The 20,580-nt window shown below is 61.3% G+C and carries 20 protein-coding genes and 1 pseudogene; 9 read left to right on the forward strand and 12 right to left on the reverse strand.

Annotated elements, in window-relative coordinates:
* Positions 1–206 precede the first annotated feature (206 nt).
* From NLN62_RS47590 to NLN62_RS47605, 4 genes are all read left to right on the forward strand, one after another.
* Positions 207–509, forward strand: a complete 303-nt coding sequence (locus NLN62_RS47590) for a DUF485 domain-containing protein (protein WP_027521228.1) — start codon at positions 207–209, stop codon at positions 507–509.
* Complete coding sequence (locus NLN62_RS47595) at positions 506–2,197, forward strand: cation acetate symporter (RefSeq protein ID WP_254113259.1); 1,692 nt, start codon at positions 506–508, stop codon at positions 2,195–2,197. Before NLN62_RS47590 ends, NLN62_RS47595 begins: the two co-directional genes overlap by 4 nt.
* A gap of 113 nt (positions 2,198–2,310) precedes the next feature.
* Positions 2,311–4,113 carry a putative nucleotidyltransferase substrate binding domain-containing protein gene (locus NLN62_RS47600; RefSeq protein WP_254113260.1) on the forward strand — a complete coding sequence of 601 codons (1,803 nt, stop codon included), beginning with the start codon at positions 2,311–2,313 and terminating at the stop codon, positions 4,111–4,113.
* Between the two features lie 2 nt (positions 4,114–4,115).
* The gene (locus tag NLN62_RS47605) at positions 4,116–4,787 is read left to right on the forward strand and encodes a 3'-5' exonuclease (protein WP_027521231.1); all 672 of its coding nucleotides are present in this window, start codon (positions 4,116–4,118) and stop codon (positions 4,785–4,787) included.
* A gap of 158 nt (positions 4,788–4,945) precedes the next feature.
* On the opposite strand, the gene rpsU is transcribed toward NLN62_RS47605, so the two are convergent.
* From rpsU to NLN62_RS47620, 3 genes are all read right to left on the reverse strand, one after another.
* Positions 4,946–5,233: a 30S ribosomal protein S21 gene (gene rpsU / locus NLN62_RS47610; RefSeq protein WP_254113261.1), complete on the reverse strand. Its 288-nt coding sequence runs from the start codon at positions 5,231–5,233 to the stop codon at positions 4,946–4,948.
* A 94-nt stretch (positions 5,234–5,327) separates the two neighbouring features.
* Positions 5,328–5,534: a cold-shock protein gene (locus NLN62_RS47615; RefSeq protein ID WP_027521232.1), complete on the reverse strand. Its 207-nt coding sequence runs from the start codon at positions 5,532–5,534 to the stop codon at positions 5,328–5,330.
* 697 nt (positions 5,535–6,231) lie between these two features.
* A complete protein-coding gene (locus tag NLN62_RS47620) occupies positions 6,232–6,420 on the reverse strand; it encodes a hypothetical protein (RefSeq protein ID WP_156944081.1) in 189 nt (62 codons plus the stop codon).
* A gap of 82 nt (positions 6,421–6,502) precedes the next feature.
* Here NLN62_RS47620 and NLN62_RS47625 point away from each other — a divergent pair.
* A pseudogene (locus NLN62_RS47625) lies at positions 6,503–6,948 on the forward strand (universal stress protein).
* A gap of 508 nt (positions 6,949–7,456) precedes the next feature.
* Here the strand turns inward: NLN62_RS47625 and NLN62_RS47630 are convergent.
* From NLN62_RS47630 to NLN62_RS47655, 6 genes are all read right to left on the reverse strand, one after another.
* Positions 7,457–8,524 carry an HAD family phosphatase gene (locus NLN62_RS47630; protein ID WP_254113262.1) on the reverse strand — a complete coding sequence of 356 codons (1,068 nt, stop codon included), beginning with the start codon at positions 8,522–8,524 and terminating at the stop codon, positions 7,457–7,459.
* Positions 8,525–8,742: 218 nt separating this feature from the next.
* Entirely contained in the window at positions 8,743–10,074 is a 1,332-nt protein-coding gene (locus NLN62_RS47635) for an Hsp70 family protein (protein WP_254113263.1), read from the reverse strand.
* A gap of 88 nt (positions 10,075–10,162) precedes the next feature.
* On the reverse strand, positions 10,163–11,059 hold the full coding sequence (locus NLN62_RS47640; protein ID WP_254113264.1) for a YncE family protein: 897 nt from the start codon (positions 11,057–11,059) through the stop codon (positions 10,163–10,165).
* Positions 11,060–11,073: 14 nt separating this feature from the next.
* Positions 11,074–11,820 (reverse strand): sulfite exporter TauE/SafE family protein, encoded by a 747-nt coding sequence (locus tag NLN62_RS47645; protein ID WP_254113265.1) that lies wholly within the window; start codon positions 11,818–11,820, stop codon positions 11,074–11,076.
* Positions 11,821–11,892: 72 nt separating this feature from the next.
* Positions 11,893–12,585 carry a glutathione S-transferase family protein gene (locus NLN62_RS47650; protein ID WP_254113266.1) on the reverse strand — a complete coding sequence of 231 codons (693 nt, stop codon included), beginning with the start codon at positions 12,583–12,585 and terminating at the stop codon, positions 11,893–11,895.
* A 33-nt stretch (positions 12,586–12,618) separates the two neighbouring features.
* The gene (locus NLN62_RS47655; protein WP_198031693.1) at positions 12,619–12,843 is read right to left on the reverse strand and encodes a DUF1127 domain-containing protein; all 225 of its coding nucleotides are present in this window, start codon (positions 12,841–12,843) and stop codon (positions 12,619–12,621) included.
* A gap of 122 nt (positions 12,844–12,965) precedes the next feature.
* Here NLN62_RS47655 and NLN62_RS47660 point away from each other — a divergent pair, with 122 nt between their 5' ends.
* Complete coding sequence (locus tag NLN62_RS47660; RefSeq protein WP_254113267.1) at positions 12,966–13,883, forward strand: transcriptional regulator GcvA; 918 nt, start codon at positions 12,966–12,968, stop codon at positions 13,881–13,883.
* A gap of 134 nt (positions 13,884–14,017) precedes the next feature.
* Here NLN62_RS47660 and NLN62_RS47665 read toward each other — a convergent pair whose 3' ends face one another.
* From NLN62_RS47665 to NLN62_RS47675, 3 genes are all read right to left on the reverse strand, one after another.
* A complete protein-coding gene (locus NLN62_RS47665) occupies positions 14,018–14,992 on the reverse strand; it encodes a YncE family protein (protein WP_254113268.1) in 975 nt (324 codons plus the stop codon).
* A gap of 211 nt (positions 14,993–15,203) precedes the next feature.
* Positions 15,204–15,800, reverse strand: a complete 597-nt coding sequence (locus NLN62_RS47670) for a superoxide dismutase (protein WP_027521241.1) — start codon at positions 15,798–15,800, stop codon at positions 15,204–15,206.
* Positions 15,801–15,853: 53 nt separating this feature from the next.
* Positions 15,854–16,750 carry a DUF1259 domain-containing protein gene (locus NLN62_RS47675; protein ID WP_371933091.1) on the reverse strand — a complete coding sequence of 299 codons (897 nt, stop codon included), beginning with the start codon at positions 16,748–16,750 and terminating at the stop codon, positions 15,854–15,856.
* Between the two features lie 482 nt (positions 16,751–17,232).
* Between NLN62_RS47675 and NLN62_RS47680 the strand changes: the two genes are divergently transcribed.
* The 3 genes from NLN62_RS47680 to oxlT (NLN62_RS47690) all read left to right on the forward strand — a co-directional run bounded on the left by NLN62_RS47680 (position 17,233) and on the right by oxlT (NLN62_RS47690) (position 20,483).
* Positions 17,233–17,370, forward strand: a complete 138-nt coding sequence (locus tag NLN62_RS47680; RefSeq protein WP_198031694.1) for a hypothetical protein — start codon at positions 17,233–17,235, stop codon at positions 17,368–17,370.
* 239 nt (positions 17,371–17,609) lie between these two features.
* Positions 17,610–18,899 (forward strand): oxalate/formate MFS antiporter, encoded by a 1,290-nt coding sequence (gene oxlT, locus NLN62_RS47685; protein ID WP_027521243.1) that lies wholly within the window; start codon positions 17,610–17,612, stop codon positions 18,897–18,899.
* 261 nt (positions 18,900–19,160) lie between these two features.
* On the forward strand, positions 19,161–20,483 hold the full coding sequence (gene oxlT, locus NLN62_RS47690; protein WP_027521244.1) for an oxalate/formate MFS antiporter: 1,323 nt from the start codon (positions 19,161–19,163) through the stop codon (positions 20,481–20,483).
* Positions 20,484–20,580: the final 97 nt, after the last annotated feature.

The raw sequence follows: 20,580 nt of genomic DNA on the forward strand, positions 1-20,580 counted from the left end.
GATCGATAAAGACGCTTGCCGCACGCGTTCCAGTAACCAAGCGAAAGCACCTGTTGGGCCAATCCAGACGTCGCCGGGAGGGCATCTCACCCGGATTGGCCGAATTTTGATCTGGATCATGGAGCCCGGTCCGTCAGCAGGACAATCTAGTCCCGCCCTCACTCGTAAGGGGGGCTGTCTCAACGGGAACTCCAGGGATCATTGCTGTGAGCAAGCTCGCAAGGATTGAACGCGATCCGAATTACCAGGAGCTCGTGCGCCGACGTTCGTCGCTGGGCTGGACGCTGTCGCTGATCATGCTTGTCATCTACTTCGGCTTTATTTTGCTGGTAGCCTACGCTCCCAAGTTTCTGGGCACCCCACTTGGCAGCGGCGTGACGACGATCGGCATTCCAATCGGATTGTCCGTCATCGTGCTCGCTTTCGTGCTGACGGGCATCTACGTGCGGCAGGCGAATTCCAGCTACGACGTACTCATTCGCAAGATCGTCGAGGAGAATCCCTCATGAAAAAGTTCTCCTGGTTGCTTGTGCTCCTGCTCGCGAGCATGCCCACGCTCGCACTTGCCGCAGGCGCCGTCGAGGGTGGCTCCAAGCAGGCGATCAACTGGTCGGCGATCGGTATGTTCGTCGGGTTCGTCGGCTTGACGCTCGTCATCACCTATTGGGCCGCAAAGCGGACCGCGTCGGCTGCAGACTTCTACTCGGCCGGCGGCGGAATCACCGGCTTCCAGAACGGGCTTGCGATCGCCGGCGACTACATGTCGGCGGCTTCGTTCCTCGGCATTTCCGGCCTCGTCTACACATCCGGCTACGACGGCTTGATCTACTCCGTCGGATGGCTCGTGGGTTGGCCGATCGTCACGTTTCTGATCGCCGAGCAGCTGCGCAATCTCGGGAAGTTCACCTTTGCCGACGTCACGTCGTTTCGGCTCGGGCAGACCGAAATCCGTATCCTGGCGGCCTGCGGCTCGCTGGTGACCGTTGCGTTCTACCTGATCGCGCAGATGGTCGGGGCAGGCAAGCTGATCCAGCTGCTGTTCGGCCTCGACTACTGGATCGCGGTCGTCCTGGTCGGCGGCCTGATGATGATCTACGTGACGTTCGGTGGAATGAAGGCAACGACCTGGGTGCAGATCATCAAGGCCGTGCTGCTGCTCTCGGGCGCAACGTTCATGGCCGGAGCCGTCCTCTACAAGTTCGGGTTCAGTCCGGAAGCCCTGTTCACCAAGGCAACCGAAGTGCATCCCAAGAAGCTCGCGATCATGGAGCCCGGCAGCCTCATTTCCAACCCGCTGTCGGCGATCTCGCTCGGCCTCGCGCTGATGTTCGGAACGGCCGGTCTGCCGCATATCCTGATGCGCTTCTTCACGGTGAAGGACGCCCAGGCTGCGCGCAAATCGGTGTTCTATGCCACGGGCTTTATCGGCTACTTCTACATCCTGACCTTCATCATCGGCTTTGGCGCGATCACGCTGGTTTCGACCGATGCGATGTTCCTGGACGGGGCCATTCTTGAACGGACCAAGAGCGGTATCGCGGCGATCAAGGGCGGCTCCAACATGGCCGCGATCCATCTCGCAAACGCCGTCGGCGGCAACCTGTTCCTTGGGTTCATTTCGGCCGTCGCCTTTGCCACCATCCTGGCGGTGGTGTCGGGATTAGCCCTGGCCGGTGCATCGTCCATCAGCCACGATCTCTACGGCATGGTCATCAAGGGCGGGAATGCCAACGAGCAGGATGAGATCCGCGTCTCGAAGATCGCAACACTGGTCCTCGGCGTGCTGGCGATCTTCCTCGGCATCGTGTTCGAGAACCAGAATGTCGCCTTCATGGTCGGCCTTGCCTTCGCCATCGCGGCTTCCTGCAACTTCCCCGTGCTGGTGATGTCGATCTTCTGGAGAGGCCTGACGACGCGGGGCGCGCTGATCGGCGGTTTCCTCGGTCTCATCAGTGCGGTCGTCGGCGTCGTGCTGTCGCCGGCCGTCTGGGAGGTAACGCTGGGTTTCGCCAAGGGATCGGCGCCGATCAAACTGGACAATCCGGCGCTGTTCTCGATGGCTATCGCCTTTGCCGGCATCTGGCTGTTCTCCACGCTGGACCGCAGCAAGCGTGCCGCTCTCGACCGCGACGGCTTTGATGCACAATATGTTCGGTCCCAGACCGGCATCGGAGCCGCCACCGCCACGACGCACTGAACGAGGTTCCCGGGCGGGCTCTTCGGCATCGGCCGGGTCACTGGACCGGCCGATGCCACGTTTCGAGGGTCAATCGCCGGGGCCTGGATCGTCCGTGTCTTCGGAAGGCCGAAATGCCCAAGGCATTCGACATCAACAATCCACCATTCGATCGCCTGACGCCGAACGAGGCCGAGACGCTGCGAGCGGCGCTCGACGTCGCGTACTTCCGTCCGGGCGAGGCAATCATCCGTAGGGACGCCCCCGCAGATGCCCTCTATGTCGTCATCAAAGGCACAGTCGAGGAGCGCGGTGAAGCCGATCTGCTCGCGCTGCTTGGTCCAAAGGACACCTTCGATAGCCGCGCACTCGTTCACGACCAGAACGGACACAAGTTTCTCGCCCGCGATGAAACGCTTTGCTATGTGATCCCCCGGAAAGTCGCCCTCAACCTGATCAGGGCCAATCCGCGATTTGCGGCATTCTTCTACCGCGAAATCTCTCAAAAGCTGGATGAGCTCGCCAACGACGAGGAAGCCAGACGTTACGGCTCGCTGATGCATGCCAAGGTTGGCGAGCTCTTCCTGCACCCTCCCTCGTTTATGGCTGCGACCGACACGATTGAAGCCGCCGGTCACCTGATGCGCGAGATCAACAGCAACGCGCTGTTCGTTCGCAATGGCGAGCGGATCGGCATTATCACGGGCATGAACCTGTCCAAAGCGGTGGTGTTGCGGCGTCTGCCGATCCAGACTCCGGTGGGCGAGCTCGCGAATTTCGACATCGTGTCGATCCGCCCCGACGATTTCGTCTCCTCGGCTCTCCTGCTCATGACGAAGCATAACAAGCGGCGGCTCGCCGTGCACGACGGTGAACGGTTTGTCGGCATTCTCGAGGAAATCGATCTCCTGGGCTTCCTGGCAGGCAGTGCTCAGGTCGTTGCCGGCCGCATCGATCGAGGCGCCAGCCTGCAGGATCTCGCGAGTGCTGCACGCGAGACCGAGGCGCAAACGCGGGTTCTGCGGCGGCAAGGCGTCAAGGTCGAGGTCATCGCGGAGATCGTCTCCGACCTCAACCGGCGCCTGCTGTCCAGACTGTTCGAGATGGTCGCGCCGGCAGAGCTGCGGACCAGCGGTTGCCTGATCGTGATGGGTAGCGAGGGCCGCGGCGAGCAGACCATGCGCACTGACCAGGACAACGGTCTCATCCTCGATGGTCCGGTTGAGAGCAACTCCCTGGAGTCTTTCCGGAACGAGTTCTCCGGCGCGCTAGGACGTTTCGGGTTTCCGCCCTGCCCCGGCAACATCATGGTGAGCAATCCGGCATGGTCGAAGCCGCTCACCGATTACCTGGCAGATTTCCGTCGCTGGATCGCGCTCCCCGACGAGGCCGCGCACATGAATGTGGCCATCGTCTACGATGCACAGGCGATCGCCGGCAACGCGTCATTGCTGGACAGGGCCAAGGCGACGCTGATCGAGCTGATCCGGGGTGAACAAGCGTTCCTGGCCCACTTTGCGCGCGCAATTGACGCCTTCGAAACGCCAATCGGCCTCTTCAACAACCTGATCACATCCGAGGGTAGCGGAGACGCACTCGACCTCAAGAAAGGCGGAATCTTTCCTATCGTGCACGGCGTTCGCAGCCTGGCGCTCGAACAGGGCCTGCGCGAGACGTCCACCGACAAGCGAATCTCCCGACTATGTGATCTGGGAGTGTTGCGAGCGGATTTTGGACGCGACCTGAAACAGGCCTTCCGGTTCCTGCTGATGCTCCGGCTCGACGGCCAACTGGCCGCATCCGGCGGCGCGTCGGGCACTCTGGTGAGACCCGCGCATTTGTCCAGCATGGAACGTCATCTGCTGCGCGATGCGCTCCAGGTCGTGAAGCAGTTTCGAGAAATTGTCCGTCATCGTTTCAAGCTGGGCATGTTCTAAAGATGTTGCCACGTGCGATCAAACGATTGCTCCATCAGGCGACCCTGAGCGATCAGTCGTATCGATTCATGTTCGATCGGGCTCCGGACGATGACTTTGTCGTCATAGATTGCGAGACCACGGGTCTCAACGTGCGGACGGACGACATCGTCACCATTGCGGCCATCAGGATCCGTGGCAATCGGATTCTGACCAGCGAGCATTTCGAAGCCGTCGTCCACCCGGACAGCGAGATGGGGGCCGAAGCAATCAAGATCCACCGATTGCGTCACTCCGATGTCGAGGCCGCGCCGATCGTCTGGAAAGTACTGCCGAGTTTTCTCCGGTTCATCGGGCCGCGCCCGCTCATCGGCTACTACGTCGACTTCGACATCGCCATGCTGGACAAATACATCCTTCCGCTGGTCGGGATCGAACTGCCGAACGAGCGGATTGAAATTTCACGACTTTACTACGAGCGCAAATACGGTGATGCGCCGCCCAACACCTCGATCGATCTCTCGTTCGCCGCGATCCTCCGCGACCTCAAAATTCCTCCGCTTGCACAGCACGATGCTTTTGACGACGCCTTGATGACCGCAATGATGTTCCTGCAGCTACGCGACCTCGCCGAGCGCGGCATACGGATCGAACGCCAACGCACCAGCCCCGTTTTCAATCCGATCGGAGCATAACCTGGGCCAAGCCTTCAGCTCGATCCGCGAAAGCGGACGGTTGCCGCTGCGCATCAGCATCTGTGATGCTCACGTGCACAGAAAGCTGCCGTAGCTGCCTGTGTGAAACACGAGCGGGACGTCGCACCGTTACCAAACAGGACCCCGGCCGTGTTTCGTCATGGTTTTTTGGGGCTGGTCGGCGCAACGCTGGGACGCGCGCGGCTCTGGCGCCTATCGCCGGGTTTCTTGACCGAGGCGGCAATCAATCCTTCTCGGATAGCCTGCTTCCGAGCCAGCTTGCGAGCACGACGAACGGCTTCGGACTTTTCGCGCGCCGCTTTTTCCGAGGGCTTCTCATAGAAGCTCGCCCGCTTCATTTCTCTGAACACGCCTTCGCGCTGCATCTTCCTTTTTAGAATTCGAAGTGCTTGTTCGATATTGTTGTCGCGAACGAAGACTTGCATTTCGTCATAGCTCCTTGTCGCTGCGTCCTCTGGGGGAAGGCGCAGCCCAGTCGCCTCGGCAATTTCTGCTGGAGATCAATCGTCAGTGGACGCGTCAGACCCTCAGGTTTTCTGCGCTGCTTTTGCCACGCCTGGGGTCGACCTTGACTTCGTAGGAGACCTTTTGGCCTTCTGCCAGGCCAGAAAGGCCCGCGCGTTGGACCGCGCTGATGTGAACGAAAATATCGTTGCCGCCATCATCCGGAGCGATAAATCCAAACCCCTTTTGACCATTAAACCACTTCACCGTACCCGTCGCCATATTATCACTTCCTTGTTCTTTGCTGGTGGATCTGCTCACTGTCCGAGGCAGGACCGCGACTTTTGCTCACCCTGCCACAGCCCAACGCCATGAGCGCCAACCAGACTCGCGGCTTCAACGATGGCCGAGCCGACTTCACTTCAGGAGATGTTATGGCGCGAGATGACTTTTGCCGTCGGTGCTTAAATGTACGCCTCGATCATCGCTGCGCTCTCTGTGAGAGCGCCTTCCGCTTTAGGGGGTCTTTCGCTTGCTCCAACGCCAAAGGTCTTAGTGAGGATTCGCCGCCGTTCGTCCGTGATGATCGGCAAGCCGACCCGATCCGCACCAACGGTCCCACAACGGGCGGCCGCTACGGGACCGTTGGAGCGATGCCTATCGGGTTGCCGATATGCCCTCCCATAAAAGGCGACAGAACCGAGGCTTGCAATTGTCCCTAAAGACAATTGCCCGCCAGAGACGGCCGTCCCAGTTGCTTCGGGCACGCAAGGTCAGAATGATTCGCGCCGGGGTGGGGAAAATCCAATAAGGGACCCAATGATTTCGCGGCCCCGGATCACAAAACAGCCGTCGATGCACGTCCCGACCACGCGTTTTGCGACGAATATCTCGAGCTCGTTCCGGTCGAACGCCGGAGTGGCACTCGATGCATGGCGAGGGTCGATCATTTCTGGTAAGTACATAAACGCCGGAACACTCAGGCATCTTCTTCGATGATCAGCAGCGGCGCGTCGGGCCTCCCATGATCACCTCGATGAAAACTGAATTCTTTTTCGGGTTCCTGATCGGCTTCGTGACCGGCGTGCTGCTCTGCGTCGGGGTCATGTTTCTGATAGAACCCCACCATTTCCCCTGAAAGGCGCATACCGGCAAACAGGATGTGCATCAGCGCACAAGCTGACGAAGATCGCGGCGTGCGACCGCCTGCGAAAGCGGGGGAAATATTCGACGAGCAAGGGAGCCTCCAAATGTACGCCAATATTCTCTTGAGCACGGATGGATCGGATGTCGCGAAAAAAGGCATTGAGCATGGGATTGGTTTGGCAAAGGCCTTGAACGCCAAAGTGACAGTCATCACCGTAACGGAACCGCTCCCGGTCGACTATGGCGGCGGACACGCCGGAGGGTGGATTCCCTCACAGGAAGAGTTTGATCGCTTTGACGCAGCCTGCATGCGGGCAAAGTGCTCGATGAAGCTCGAGCTATGGCGGAGCGGATCGGGATATCCGTAGAACTCCTGCATGTTCCGAATGCGCACCCAGCTACTACGATTATCGAAACAGCAAAGTCTGGAGGCTGCGACCTAATCGTCATGGGCTCTCATGGGCGTCGCGGCCTCAGGAAGCTATTCCTGGGGAGCCAAACATCGGAGGTCCTGGCCGACGGAAGCGTGCCGGTGCTGGTCGTGCACTAAAGCGCGATGAGATTGGGATGAACCGTCATCGCGCCTTCCCGGAAAGCCGCTTCGCGCTTGTCCGGATCATGCTTTGGCGGACACTGCGCGCTGGGTTCACGCGGGACGCCTGAGCGCAGGTGTCCTTCGGATTTGGGGCGCGGCCGGGCAGCGCCTGTCATCGGTAGCCCGCGACCGCTTTCGAACCCAAAACGGATGAAGCTTGCGGCGAGTTAATCTGCCTTACCAAGAAGATATTTGCAGCGGCGCGTGTTCTGCGGTTGTTGCACCGTGGTGTTTCCATCGAAGCGTAGCCTCCTCGCCGCACGAGGGGGTCTTTTGTGGAGGAGATGCTCGGCCCGGAAGTCTCCCCGACCCTCCGGGCCGTTTTCTACTGCGCCTAGGATTTAGATCCATTCGCGCAAGGTCCATTCAGCACATCGTTAGCCTTGCCGCCCCCGTCCGCTCCTCTTCCGACAACAGACGTCGCAGCGTTCTGAGCGTGGTCAGCTAAGGCCAGAAACGGACGTCAACCGTTTCCGTCGAACCCAAAGATGCGCTTCCAGTCGTTCTTCATGCTGATAACGATCCAGCTCTTCTTCTTCGCTTCCTCATAGAGGTCTTGACTGAACGCGCCCACTTTGGTCTCGGGAAGTCCCTGTGCTGGTCCGTACGCGTACTCGCGTTGCGCGTCGTCGTGCATGACCAGCATCATCAGCCGCGCACCGTCGCCAACGCCCGTGTATTCAAGCATCTCCCGGTCGCCGTCCGAGTTTCCAAACGACGCTCGAGGCCGCCTGCCGATCATCAAATGGATGCCTTCGGGCTTCCCAGCCTTGTCGTCGTTCAGAAGCAACGTGGGCTCCTTGGTTAGGAACGGCGTGCCGTCCTTCTGGTATCCGAACTTCGTGCCAGCAGCCGTACCCACCACCTGCTCGGGCGGAATGCCGTAGACACGCTCGCTGTAAACACGCACAAAGTCCTGACCGCCGCCGGTCACGATGTAGGTCTTGAAGCCGTTACTGCGCAGATACTGCATCACTTCCAGCATCGGTTGGTAGATGAGGTCGGTGTAGGGTCGCTTCCAGCGTCCGTCCTTTGCGCTCGTCACCCATTTCTTTACGTCCACGTCGAAGTCGTCCACTGACATGCCGGTCAGCGTGGCGAAGAGGACTTTTTCGAGATCATGTAGCGAGAGCTTGGCGATTGCCTCGCGATTTCCCGACAGGACCGTCTTGAATGGCTCAACGTCTTTGAGCTTCGGGTCTTGTTCGACCAAGGCTGGCACCCTGTCCAAGCAGTAGACAACCTGCGAGTAGACCGGGTGCTCAACCCATAACGTGCCATCCTGGTCAAAGGTGGCGATACGCCCCTCGGGCGGCACGAATTTGGAACTGGCTTGATCGGTCGTGGAACGGACGAAATCAAGGATCGCTTTCTTGGCCGGCCCTTCGTTCCAAGAACCCAACGGTTCGTCCTGTGTCGGCCGCATTTGTGCGGATGCAGAAAGGGAGAGACCGGACAGGGCCGGAACCATCGCAAATCCTGAAAGCAGCACGCGGCGATTGATGCCAGACAACGACTTGTTGGGCTTCATCTTGGACCTCCTGCGACTTGCCCGAAATAATCGAAGCGCCGCCCCCGCCGCGCCAAGAGACAGAATGACGCGATTGCGAATTGATCTAAATCAATGAATGTCGGCCTCGGGTCTTGGCAGACCTCGACCAACTTGCGGCCGCATGTCTGCTTACGACCGAAGCCGACGCGGATTGATGAACTCGAGTCTTGGGAAGCCGCGTGACCGCGGGCCGATGCTCAGGCGCCCGCTCTCGACTTGAGTCCGCCACTAGCGGCCCAGCGGTCCGGGTCGGGACTGTGCCCGATCAGGGCGAGGCCGTAGGCGATCGACTCGAACTGATCTCCCGACATCAGCCGTTCGTTGCCGAACCGCTCGGCGAACAACCGCCGGACGGCGGGCACGAAGGATGTCCCGCCGGTCAAGAACACCTTTTCCACCTCGCGCACCGTGATGCCGGCCTCGCCCAGCACCTTGTCGATGGTCGCGCTGAGCCGGGCGATATCGTCGGCAATCCAGGCTTCGAAGTTTTTCCGTGTGATGGTCGAGCCAATGTCGACCCCGCCGTGATTGAAGCGAAAATCGACCTGATCCTGGGCCGACAGCGCGACCTTGGCGTCGGACACCGCGCGGTACAGCGAAAAGCCGAGGTCGAGATCGACGATGGTGATGAAATCCTCGAGCAGAGCCGGCTTGAGCGCGGTGCGCGCAAGCTCCCGGAGCTGGCGCAGATCGCCGTTGCTCTTCATCATCGCGAGTTGATGCCAGCGCGCGAGGTTGGTGTAGTGGCCGCTGGGGATCGGCAGCACCTTGTCGAACGAGCGGAAGCTGGAGCCCTTGCCCAGCCGCGGCGAGACGACGTGGTCGACGATGCGGTAGTCGAACGTATCGCCCGCGATGCCGATGCCGGCGTGGCCGAGCGGCTCCGCCCGCAAGCTGCCCCCCGTTCGCGAGAAACGCATCACGGAGAAATCGCTCGTGCCGCCGCCGAAATCCGCAACCAATACGGTGGCATCGCGCTCCAGCCGACGGGCGAAGGAGAACGCCGCTCCCACAGGCTCGTAGACATAGCGCGCGTGGCCGGCGCCCAGGCGTTCGAACGCGGCCCGATAGCGCTGCATCGCCAGCGCTTCGTCGGGATTGCCCCCGGCAAAGCGCACAGGGCGGCCGACCGTGATGCTTGCCACCTCGAAGCCGAATTTGTCTCCGCCATGGCGCGCCAGCGTTCGCAGGAACGCCGCGAGAATATCCTCGAACTTGTAGCGCTGCCGGAACACCTGGGTGGAATTGAAGCTGCTGCTGGCAGCGAAGGTCTTGAACGACTGGAGAAAGCGGTAGATGTGGCGTCCTTCGAGAAACTGCTCGATCGCCCACGGGCCGCCTTCAGCCTGGGCTCCGCTTCCCGGCCGGTCCTCCCAGAAGCACAGGGCCGACACAAAGACGCTGTGGCGTTGTCCGCCATGATCGAAGCGGATGGCCTCGACCCGGCGATCGTCCGCCGCGAGCGCGACGACCGTGTTGCTGGTCCCAAAATCGATGCCGATCGAGACGGCGGGCGAGGCGCTCGACATGAACCACTCTGACAGATGATTGGAAAAGGGGGCAGACCATTAGCGGCTTTGAATCGCCCTGCCAAGACCCCGATCCACTGAAATGCCGTCATCCGTCGGCCAAGACCAAGACTGCGCCATGGCGCGGCGAAATCACGTAGAGCTGGTCGGGAAAGACCATCGCGGTGGTGTGCGCCCCCTTCCCGGTCGTGGTCCGTAATCGCGCACCCGTCTTCGGATCGATCGTCTCGATCACACCGGGCTCGCCGATTGCCACATGGACACGGCCGGTCGCCGGGTTGAAGAAGGTCACGTCGGGCGGGCCTGCGATAGGCCAGGCGTTGGTCACCTTTCCAGACGTGATGTCGACCTCCACCAGCTCGCCGTCATCGCAGGCGGCGTAAAGCCGGCGGCTGATGTGATCGATATCGAGACCGTGTGCACCGCCTGATGGCAATGGGCAATGCACGACGTCGCCGAGATCGGGTAGCCGGGCCGTCAGGATCATCGAGGGCTCGCGGATGCAGAGAAACACCCGCTCGGCCGCGTCGTCGGTGACGCACCAGCGCGGCCGGCCGGGCAGATCGATCGCGCGCTGCGTCACCTCATTCAGATCGATGCATTGCAGCGTCGGTCCCCGCTGCGCATCGCCGATGCAGGCGGCGATGCCGATCCCCTTACGCCCAATGATCGCTGCGCCGTTCGGCCGCGGCCCCGACGGGAAGACGCCCTTGATCTCGTAGGTCGCAGCGTCCAGCCAGGAGATCGTGGCTGCGCCGCGGTTGGTGGTCAGGATCTCGCCGTCATCGGCGACCGCACCTGCCACCCCCGGAAAGCCCGGAAGCGTTGCGATGTGCGTGTGCGCGTCGTGATCGATCACCTCGATGCAATCGCGCCCGGTGTGGGCGATGAAGACGCGGCGGGTTCTGGGATCGAAGGCGGCGTGATCGAAGTCGCTGTTCAATCCGCCGGGGATGGCGATGACGCCAAGGGTTTTCAGCGGCACGGTGTCCTCACGAGTTAGCGAAAGGCAAACGGCAGCACCGAGACGATCAGCGACAATCCCGCGAACAGCAGCAGCGCCAGCACCGTCTTGCGGAAGGTATCGTCGTCGATCTTTCCAAACAGCCTGAAGCCCGACCAAAGGCCTGCGACCATGAACGGCACGCCCAGCGCATAGAGCACAAGCGTATCCCTGGTAACGGTCCCGGCTGCGGCCTGAGACAGCGAGATCACCACGAAGGCCACGAACAGCACCGGCTGAAACACGGCACGCTGCACCTCCTTGGGCCAGCCGCGCCACTGGCAGGAGATCGTCGAGATGATACCGCCGAGCCCGGTCAGGCCGCCGAGCAGCCCGTTGGAGATGCCGATCGCGATGTCCGCCCCGGTGCCGATCTTCATCGGCGCGAACACCGGCCGCGTGAGGCCATAAATCGAATAGAGCATCAGCAGGACGCCGACGCCGGACCGCAGGTGGGCCGGGTTGAGATAGGCGAGGATGCTGACGCCGATCGGTATGCCGATCACGGTGCCGAGCGTTAGCGGCCAGGCTTTCCTGAGGTCGAGCACATGCCGCAGCTTGAAGATGCCGTAGCCTTGCGTGAGCAGGCCATAGCCCGCGATCAGCGTGGCGGTCTGCATCGGCGTGATGATGTGCAGCCAGACGCCGGATACGACGAGGCCCATGGCGAAGCCGGAGAAGCCACTGACGAAGCCGCCGACGAGCGCGGCAAGCGCAAACAGCGCGAAGACAAGTCCATCCATAAGTCGCCTCCCAACGCTGCTTCGAAATCTCTTGATCCAGACCATTCGGAGCCGCGCCGACAGCGTGACGCATCAATATTTCGGCCGGTGCGAATTGGCCCATTCGCGGGCATGATCAATGGGAGCTCGAGGTGGTAGAATTGCCCGCAACTTCCTCGTTGTGGGCAGGCTTTCCATTCGCTCGCGCCACCGGCAAAAGGCGGGGAATTGCGGATACATCTTGCGGCCCTCCTCGGTCAGGCTAAACGCGAAGGTACTTGGCAGGATGAAGAAATCCGCAAGCGTGATCTCGGCACCGATCAGATAGTCCCGCCCATGCGATAGCTCGCGCTCCAGGACGGCAAGCCCAAGCTCGACTTTTGGCAGCGCATGCGCCACGACCTTTTCATCGGATGCGATGCCAAGCTCGGGAAAGACGAGCCGTTCATGCGTCACATGATAGATCATGTATGGGTAGTAGTAGGAGTTGACCGCGCTGATCCACTGGTTCATGCGGGCACGGTCACCGACGTCCTGCGGCGTCAGGCGTGGCCCGGAAAACGCCTCGTCTACATAGGAGGCAATCGCACTGGTCTCGTAGATCGTAAGACCGCCGTGCTGCAGGATCGGTACACGGTTGAACGGATGCAACGCCAGATGCTCCGGCTTGCCCATCACCGCTTCAAGGTCATGAAAGGAATACGGCACGTCCTTGTGCGTCAGCACAAGCCTAACGATGTTGACGTAAGTGCTTCGCGGGAAGCCATATACAATCGGATCGGGCATTGTAGTCTCACTCGATGGGCGGTTGATCGGACGTCACCACCAGAAGGGCTTGTCGGCCTCTTGCAGTGCTTGCTCGCGAGTCATGCCGATGTCCGAGAGCCGATGGGGATCATCAGCGAGATCGCGGAGCGCCTTGCGCTGTCTGTGTCGCGCCCGCATAAGGCAAATTCGACGCCAGGCCAGGCCGGCGCCGGTGCCCCACTTTTTCTGATGAAGTAACGAACCATGGCGATCCACACGAATGGTCGAGGTTGACATCGACAAGCTCCAAAACTCATGAAATGTTGATCTGGAGCCTTTCAATAATTCCGCCGGCAGGCTGACGGCAAACCATCCTTTCTCGTCCCTGCCCTAGCTTAGCTTATGAAGTTAGTCGCACGATGCGCCCGCGCCTGCCGCCCCTCAACAACCTGAAAGCGTTCGAAGCCGCCGCACGGCACGAAAGCTTCACGCGCGCTGCCGAGGAACTCTGTGTTACGCAGGGTGCGGTAAGCCAGCAGGTCAAGGCGCTCGAACAGGGGCTCGGGCTCAAGCTGTTCAATCGTGAACGCCAGCGTCTGGTCATCACGGAAGCGGGGCGCGACTATCTCACGGTCGTGCGCGACGCCCTGGACCGGATTGCAGTTGGCACCGAGCGACTTCTCCAACGTCAGAACGCCGGTGTTCTGACCGTCAGCACCTCGCCCGACTTCGCCGCCAAATGGCTCGTGCATCGTCTCGGTCATTTTGCCGAAGCGCACTCCGGCATCGATCTCCGCGTCTCGGCAACGCTGCATCATGTGGACTTCGCGCGCGAGGACGTCGACCTTGCCGTCCGGCACGGCGACGGCAACTGGCCGGGGTTCGATACCGTCCAGTTGAGCGGCGAGCGGCTTTTTGCAGTTTGCAGCCCGAAGCTGCTCTTGGGACGCCGCAGACTCAGAGAGCCCACGGACATCCTGAAGTTTGCTCTGATCCATCTGGACAGCCGGGCGGATTGGACGCATTGGCTGCGGGAAGCCGGAGTCGATGAGAGCGCGGTCACACATGGACCGCTTCTCAACCGAGCGAGCATGGTCATTGATGCCGCCATCAATGGGCAGGGCATTGCGCTTGCGCGAACGACCTTGGCCGCATGGGATCTGATCAACGGCCGGTTGATACGCCCCTTTCCGAATTCGCTTCCATTGTCGAAGACGTATTGGATTGTGTGCCCCAAAGCGACGTCGAACGTGCCGAAGATCGTGACGTTCCGAAACTGGCTTTTGGCGGAAGCGGCAGAGGATGCACGCCGCCTTAAATCGGCGCTTCGGCGATAAGGGGCGATAGGCCAACGCTGGAGCGGACCAAGCAAGCGGTCGCCGCCCGATGGCAAGGTCGGGTGCAAGGCGCTTCGGGCATTCCCGGAAACCTTCGTCGCTTTTGCACATTGCTGCCTCCCGACAAATCGACCTCACGGCATCGGCTTGAACACCCATATGGCTGCCGACCCGGCGAAGCCCGCACGGACGGCGACAAACAGACGGTCCATCTCCGGCACAAACAGTGAAGTTCGCGCACCTGTCGCGGTCGGTATGCGCGCGGTCCCCCGATAGGTCGCGCCGTCGATTTCAAACACGTCGACATAACCCGTGCCGCAGCTCACATAGACGCGTTCACGCTTTGCATCGATGAAGAGATCGTCGACATCGCCGCAGGTTTCGGCCTTGGCGACGGGCTTGCCGTCTGTCGAGGAGAGGACAGCAAGCTCGGCCGGACTGCGGAACACCAGAAGGACGCGGTTTCGGTTGTAATCGACGGTCATCGCGAAATTCCCGCCTTTGTCCATCGGCCAATTGGCGAGCTGTTTCCCCGAATGGCTGTCCATCACCGCGACGGCGTGGGCGTCAGGCAGGTTTACGAAGATGCGACCGGTCTCCGGCTCGATCTGGAAGCTTTCGGGGTGCGCTTTCAACGGCACATCCCGGACCTTCTTGCGGCTCGAAGCATCGACGATCGCCAATGCGCCATCGCCGTAGCCGACGATGACCCGTTGGGCAGCGGCATCGATGCGAACATTGTCAGCATCGCTTCCAAGCTCGATTTGCCCCTTCGCCTTGTAGTCGTTGCCATCGAACAGCTTCACCGAGCCATCTCGGGCATTGGCGACGAACAGGGTATCGGTCGTTGGCTCATAGCCAACGCCTTGCGGCTCATTCAACCCGGATATCGTGCGCATCACGCTGCGACTTGCGAGATCGACGACGCCGACGCTGTCGTTGCCGAGCTCGGCTATGAACAACCGCTGTCGCTTCAGGTCGACTGCCAAGTGATCTATCCGTCCACGCACCTTGCCCAACAGAATCTTGGCCTCGAGTTGCAGGGGGCCGTTCTCTTCCGCTTGAGCGGACGTCGCAGCGCCGCCCAGCACGACGCCGGCCAACGCCACGACCAATTTCCTGAACCAATGGGACATCGTCGCCCCCGTTGCGTTCGAGTAGTGCACCCTCACTCAGCCTCATCGCAGGATCGGATAGGAGATCAAGCCGACGACTGCGGTTGCCGCGATCAGCAGCGGATTGCCGGCGAGACATTTTCGTCAGCGGCCGCCACCCGGATATTGCGGGTCGAGTCCCCTTTGTTCGTTCACGCGTTCCTCCTCAGGTTTCCCTCGCGTATTGTTCGTACAGCTTGGCGGCGTTGTCCCAGCGAATGGCCTCCATGTAGACGTCGACATAGCGGGCGGCCGCAGCGCCGAAGTCCATGTGATAGGCGTGCTCATACATGTCGAGCACCAGCACCGGGCGACCTCCGGCAAGCGTTGTCGTATGGTCGGCGGCCCATTGATTGATGAGCCGCCTGTCGCGCGGTGAATAGGAAAGTATCACCCAACCCGAACCACCGCCTTCCGCCTTGCCCATCGCCGCGAATTCCGTCCGCCAGCGCTCCACGCTGCCGAAGTCGCGCGCAATCGCGTCGGCGAGCGCGCCGCTCGGCCCGCCCGCACCGCCGAGGCCGTCGAAGTAGACCTCGTGCAGGATCATCGAGTTCGACGCGATCAGCTCTTCGCGCTTCAGGCCGTTGATGACGAAGTTCGGCGCCTTGGCGAAGTCGAGCTCGGCAAGCTGCGCGCCGATCGCGTTGAGCCGCTTCACCGCGCCGACGTAGTTGTTCTCGTAGTGGCTCACGAGTATTTTTTCGGAGATGCCGCTGATCGACTTTGGATCGAACGGTATCGGTTTGGCCTGGTAAGACATCGCCTGACTCCTTTGCGCTATCGCGTCCCGTCACCGGTCTTGCGACCATTGCCTCAGCTCTTCGTGCTTGCGGTCTTGTCGAGCGCGGCGCGCAGGCCCCTGGCGAGCTTGACCGCGTCGTCGTTGGCCCAGAAATGCATGAAGAACAGCCGCGGCTGCTCGTCGAGCATGTGGCTGTGCAGCGCGGTCACCTCGATGCCGTTCGACTTGAGCGCCGCAATCACCGCGTTCACCTCCTCGCCTGTCAGCACGAAATCGCCGGTGATGGCAGCCTTGCCGCCGCCGGTCGGCTGGAAGTTGATGCCGGTCGCAACTCCCAGCGGTCCGACGGGATTGAGCGGCATGCCGCCTTCGCTGATGGGATCGCGACGCGGCACGGTGAACGCGTAGACGCCACCGTTGGCCTGTCCCTTGACGCCGATGATCTGATCGAGCTGCCCCGTGTCGAGATCGACCGCGGGCGGCGGACTCGACGGCGCGGCGACGGTGAGCGGCGTCTTGCTCTCGGCGAGCGCGTCATGGATGGACGTGGCAAGTCTAACGGGATCGCCATGTCCGGCGACATGCATGTAGAACGTCATAGGATTGGCGCGCAGCAGATGATTGTGCACGGCTGATATCTCGAGCCCACTCGCGATCATCTTAGACATCACCGGATTGATCTCGGATTCGAGCAGCACCAGATCACCCATGATCATCGCGCCGCCATGCGCGGGCTTGAACGCGATCCAGCCACCGAGCGCAAGCGCCGGCTTGATGGCCACGCCGTCGAGCGTCACGGCAAGATCGCTGCGCGGAAAGCCGTAACGATGCACGTCGCCGGCCACTGCCGGCTTTCGTCCCAGCGTGTCATCGACCCTTTGCCAGTCGATGTCCTGGGCGCGCGCGGGCAAAAGTCCGCTGATCGCCATCAACAGCAGTGCCGCACAAGAGATGATGGATTTGCGCATGATTGTTCTCCTGGTTGTGTCCTGCCCCAGGGCAACAGGCGCCGCTCCGCGGAGGCAGCGCGCCTCAACGTGCGCCGGCGCGCTCGTGGTGCCGGCAAGTCGAGATCGTTTGTCTGGTGAAATCCGGATGGGAGCTGACATGCGGCGTCCTTGCGAAGTCAGGACGCGATTCTTGGGCATGTCGCCTCACGGGGAGATCGCACATCCCCGTCAGGCGAATAAAGACCCTATCGCCCCACGGCGTCAACCTGGGTGGAGCCGATCGGGCTTGGGGACGGCTACAGCAACGAAAACGGCCCCGTTTTGCTCCATTTTCGCAGCTTTATGCCCGAAACAGCTGCTTTAGGGGATTTCTATGCTGCAATGCAGGATGCCGAATGCTGCTATGCAAACAAACCGATTGCCGTTGGCATCTGGTATACATAGATTGCCTTTCAAGGATGAGACAGCAATACTGACCGTCTTGAGAAAGGGAACTTCCGATGTCCAAGTCCGCCGCCGTCGCGCTCCAGCCCTCCAGCTCCCTGATCAGCCGCCTCGTGGCCGCGATCGACCGCCTGCTGATGGCAAGCGCCGAGATCTCCATCCGCAACGGCGACCAGCCGCGCTTCGGCCTCTGAGACCTTCAGCGCGTCGAATTGTCGCGCCGAGTTTAAATCTCCCGAATTGCGACTTTCGATGAATGGCCCCTCTGCGCGGGGCCATTTCTATTTGCGCATACGGCTCGTTGCGCGACCTCCACACAAGCAGGTTGCGGCATAAGCGCACGGTGAGCCGTCGGGCGCTTGAAGCTTGGCATAATGAATACAAGAATGCCTCTACAGCGCTCGCAAAAAAGAGAAGCGCATCTGGAGGATTCATGACGGACATGGTGCACGCAACAACGGCCCCAACGGCCGCGCGCGTCAGCGACACCTTTCGCTGGGCTCAACTCGCGATCGGCGTCGCCGCGATGGTGATGATCGCGAACTATCAATATGGCTGGACGTTCTTCGTCCCCGACATCCAGAAAACATTCGGCTGGGATCGCGCCTCGATCCAGTGGGCGTTTACGTTGTTCGTGCTGTTCGAGACCTGGCTCGTGCCGGTCGAGGGATGGTTCGTCGACAAATACGGTCCGCGCATCGTCGTCCTCGTCGGCGGCGTGCTCTGCGCGATCGGCTGGATGATCAACGCCAAGGCCACCACGCTGAACGGTTACTATCTCGGCATGATCATCGCGGGCATCGGCGCCGGCGCCGTCTACGGCACCTGCGTCGGCAACGCGCTGAAATGGTTTCCGGATAAGCGCGGTCTTGCCGCCGGCCTCACGGCGGCCGGCTTCGGCGCCGGCTCCGCGCTCACGGTCGCGCCGATCCAGGCGATGATCAAGGACTCGGGATTCCAGTCCACCTTCCTCTATTTCGGCCTCGGCCAAGGCATCATCATCTGCATCCTCGCCTTCTTCCTGCTCGCGCCGAAGCCGGGCCAGGTGCCGAACGTGGTGCAGAATGCCGCGCTCGTGCAGAGCCGGCGCAACTATCAGCCAACGGAAGTGCTGCGCCAGCCGATCTTCTGGCTGATGTACTTCATGTTCATGATCGTCGGCGCCGGCGGCTTGATGGTGACGGCGAATCTCAAGCCGATCGCGGTCGACTGGAAGGTCGACGCCATTCCGGTCACGCTCATGGGCATGACCATGACGGCGGTGACGTTCGCAGCGACCATCGACCGCGTGCTCAACGGCCTGACGCGTCCGTTCTTCGGCTGGATCTCCGACATGATCGGCCGCGAGAACACGATGTTCATCGCCTTCGGCATGGAAGGCATCGGCATCTGGATGCTCTACCTCTGGGGCCACGATCCCGTCTGGTTCGTGTTGCTGTCGGGCTTCGTGTTCTTCGCCTGGGGTGAGATCTACTCGCTGTTCCCCTCGACCTGCACCGACACGTTCGGCGCTAAGTTCGCGACCACCAATGCGGGCCTGCTCTACACTGCGAAGGGCACGGCCGCGCTCCTTGTTCCCTTGGCCAACTATGTGCAGCAGACCTCGGGCCATTGGGACAACGTGTTCATCATCGCGGCCGGCGCCAACATCCTTGCCTCGTTGCTTGCGATCCTGGTGCTGAAACCCTGGCGCAAGACGGTCGTCGCGCAGGCGTCCGCCTAAGCCCTCACCCTTCCAATCTCGCGCACTGCGCCCGGCCCCTTTGGGGGCCGGGCGTTTCGTTTTTAGAGAATAGTTCCAACTTCACATAATCCGAAGGAACCAGCGCATTTTGCTGCGACGCACCGCAAGATAGGACTTGCATTCTGGGATATGGTATACCAAGCTCCGCGCCGCGCTTGCGACCATACGCCACAAGATTTGCGACACTCCGTCGTCTTGCCGACGCCGGGTAACAACAGGCAGCGCGTTGGGAGGTTGTTGATGATTTCCAGCACGGACGGCGCCGTCACGGCCGCGCCTCTTCGAAGTGGTTTCCGTTGGCTCCAGCTCGTGATGGGCATCGTCTGCATGGCGATGATCGCCAACCTGCAATATGGCTGGACGCTGTTCGTCGATCCGATCGATGCCAAGCATCACTGGGGCCGCGCCGCGATCCAGCTCGCCTTCACGATCTTCGTGGTGACCGAAACCTGGCTCGTGCCGATCGAGGCCTGGTTCGTCGACAAATACGGCCCGCGCATCGTGATCATGTTCGGCGGCGTGATGATCGCCCTGTCCTGGGTGCTCAACTCCTACGCTGACTCGCTCACCTTTCTCTACGCCGCCGCAGTCGTCGGCGGCATGGGCGCGGGCGCGGTGTACGGCACCTGCGTCGGCAACGCGTTGAAATGGTTCCCCGACCGTCGCGGCCTTGCCGCCGGCGCGACCGCCGCAGGCTTCGGTGCGGGCGCGGCGATCACCGTGGTGCCCATCGCCAGCATGATCGCCTCCAGCGGCTACCAGACCGCGTTCTTCACCTTCGGCATCGGCCAGGGCGTGATCGTCTTCGTGCTCGCCTTCTTCATCCAGCCGCCGTCGATCTTCGTGCCGCCGAGGAAGAAGAAGCTCAACCTGCCGCAGACCAAGATCGACTTCACCCCGCCGCAGGTGCTGCGCAGCCCAATTTTCTGGGTGATGTATGTGGTCTTCGTGATGGTTGCCTCCGGCGGCCTGATGACCGCTGCCCAGATCGCGCCGATCGCACACGACTTCAACATCGCCAACACGCCGGTCACGCTCGCCGGCTTCCAGATGGCGGCGCTGACCTTCGCGATCTCGCTCGACCGCATCTTCGACGGTTTCGGCCGTCCGTTCTTCGGCTGGGTCTCCGACAATATCGGCCGCGAGCACACCATGTTCATCGCCTTCGGCACGGCCGCCTTGATGCTGCTGACGCTATCGGCCTATGGCCACGTGCCGATCGTGTTCGTGCTTGCGACGGCGGTGTACTTCGGCGTGTTCGGCGAGATCTACTCGCTGTTCCCCGCAACCTGCGGCGACACCTTCGGTTCGAAGTTCGCAACCACCAACAACGGCATGCTCTACACTGCGAAGGGCACCGCCTCGTTGCTGGTGCCGCTCGCAAGCGTGATCTCGGCGACCTATGGCTGGAAGGCGGTATTCGTCGTTGCAGTCGCGCTGAACGCGACGGCGGCGCTGATGGCGGTGTTCGTGATCAAGCCGCTGCGGCGCTCCTTCATCCTCGGCAAGGAAGCCGCGACGATCGAGGCTGCAACGGGCAACGCAAAGACCGAGACGGCGTAGCGAGAGCAAACGCTTTCGCATCGGCCAAAAGGGGCGCAGTATTGCGCCCCTTTCTTTTTGCTGGTTGGCGCATGCGAAACGTCAGCATTGCTGCCGC

It is taken from the genome of Bradyrhizobium sp. CCGUVB23 (genome assembly GCF_024199885.1).
GTDB lineage: Bacteria > Pseudomonadota > Alphaproteobacteria > Rhizobiales > Xanthobacteraceae > Bradyrhizobium.